The 2,052-nt window shown below is 50.9% G+C and carries 3 protein-coding genes; 1 reads left to right on the top strand and 2 read right to left on the bottom strand.

Going from position 1 to position 2,052, the window contains the following annotated elements; genetic code table 11:
* A partial coding sequence (locus F1735_RS33175; protein WP_167241215.1) for a hypothetical protein occupies positions 1-216 on the top strand: 216 nt, incomplete at its 5' end.
* A 516-nt stretch (positions 217-732) separates the two neighbouring features.
* Here F1735_RS33175 and F1735_RS33180 read toward each other — a convergent pair.
* Positions 733-1,122, bottom strand: a complete 390-nt coding sequence (locus F1735_RS33180; protein WP_167241217.1) for a hypothetical protein — start codon at positions 1,120-1,122, stop codon at positions 733-735.
* A 103-nt stretch (positions 1,123-1,225) separates the two neighbouring features.
* Positions 1,226-2,052, bottom strand: an 827-nt coding sequence (locus F1735_RS33185; RefSeq protein ID WP_187364428.1) for an RHS repeat-associated core domain-containing protein, incomplete at its 5' end; no start/stop codon positions are given.

The following is a 2,052-nucleotide window of genomic DNA, read 5'->3' on the forward strand; positions in this document are numbered from 1 at the left end:
ACCGCTCCTGCCGTGCTCGACAGTTTCATGTCGTCCACCGCGATGGTCGCGCTGCCGTTGGGGATCGAGATCGACAGCCCGTTCGGGGACACATTTTGCTGGGCGAAGACAGATGTCGTTGCCATGCAAAAAGTGATGCAGGCAAGCGCGCCGAGGAGGCGGCGCGACATTCGAAATACAGCAGGGCTGGTCTGGGGCATGTGCTTTTTATTGTGATGAATTAAGGCGCGCCGAAACGCGCCCAGGGAAGGCATCAATCTTTGTGTTTCTTTAGGGGCCATCCATTGCTGCGCTTTGACGGGACAGATCCAGGCGACGCGGCATAAGGCATGTCGTGTTGCAGTGAAGAACCAAGGACGCCGCGCAAATCACACGGCCCGGAAACGGCACCCGGCAAGGTCAGCGACGTCATTTCCGAGCGCTATGACTGTTCCCTCAGGTGGCAGGACGACCCGCGTGCATCTTCAGTGTGACGCGACAGCTTACAAACTCTCGAGTGCGTCAGCGATACCGACGGAAGCCATCGCACTATCAAAAATAACAATAGTGCAACCAGGAAATCTTATCGAAAATAATTCCCAATTTCAATGCTTTTATGAGATTTAGTTTTCATTGGAGCAAAATGAGACGTTCATTCGCCAAGCGAAAAGTGACTGGCTGAGCTGCATTGATTATGGTAGAAATGTAACGACCGCGATGTATCGTTGGCGCCGGGTACACCCTGCTGACGCCCTAGTCATATTGCATGGACGAATTCTTCGACATCACTTTTCCGGCAGCGTTGAGCGTAACCTCACAGTACCCTTTGTCAAACATAAATCCGTCAAATAAGAAAGTGTGCCTATCCTTGGAAAATCCCTTCTGAGGAAAGCCGTAATGATGCACAGAAACCTTCCCACCAGGCTTTTTCTTATAACCTATCGCTTCCTCGAATTTTGCAATTTCCAATGATATATCGGAACCAATCGGAATGCCTTCGCAAAACATACGCGCATTTTTTTCAGCGGCCACGTTTGCGTACCATATGAATGCAAGGAAAATTCCCGGCATTAAAATAATGACAGCAACTGCTATCAATAAGATGCGAACAATTTTTCTTGATGGGTTTTGTGCAGCACTCATCGTTAGCTCACTTAGCCGTGGTACAGGTAAATTCGTGTGTCATGTTAACGCCATCGAGGGCATTCTCTACGGGGATCAATGATTTTTAAGCATTTCGCAGTGACTATTTGTCACAATCATCGCATCCCCACTTAGTCGCTGCCTGCTTCGCCTCAGCTGGATTCTTATCCTTCCAGTCGAGACCTGCATAGCCTGCCAAAAGGGCATCGTCGGATGGTGTCGTAGTACGCTTTCCGAACAGCGGATAGACATAAGGCTTAACAATTTTTTGATAAGAATATATGCCGAATCGGGTGTCAGTAATCGCAGGCACAGGAAGGGCATCGCCAGATGCCGCCGCCGCCCAATTTTCAGCGTTTCTTAAAGTTGGATCATTCCACGTTTTTGGATTTGGCTTTGCACCTTCCGGGACGTTCCCGCGCCTATCCTCATTTGAACGACGATACACGCAGTTCAGATCTCCGTTGCATTCCTTGATCAGTTTGCAAAGATATTTTTTTACTGCTGCACTAACCGAGCCGGGGATATATTTCGGTTGTGGAACCGTATTTGGCGGCCTCCCCTCCAATCCGTTCGGATCGATGCTGCTTAGCGGGTTCCCGCCTACATACGCATAGGTATTGATGCCACCGCCTAGCCCAATCGGATCGCCCTGCATATATCGCCCGGTCTGCGGATCGTAATCCCTGTGGTAATTGTAGTACAGGCCAGTTTCCGCATCCTCGATCTGGCCTGGCAAACGCAGGTTCGACACGATGGTCGGCTGCGCACCGCCTGCTGCAGGGCTGGTTATCTGAGCCCGTCCAAATGCATCGTAACTGGCCGCCCAGACGATGTTGCCGGCCCGGTCGGTTGCCTGCAACGGCGCCCAGCGTTGGTCATGGTGATAGTACGCGACAGTGTCCTGACCATTGCTGTTTTTAGTCTTGA

The organism is Massilia genomosp. 1, from assembly GCF_011682185.1.
Taxonomy (GTDB): Bacteria; Pseudomonadota; Gammaproteobacteria; order Burkholderiales; family Burkholderiaceae_D; genus Telluria_A; species Telluria_A rubra.

Excerpts from the sequence above, each read along its gene's own strand:
- F1735_RS33180 (WP_167241217.1), bottom strand. The coding sequence starts at position 1,122 with ATGAGTGCTGCACAAAACCCATCAAGAAAAATTGTTCGCATCTTATTG.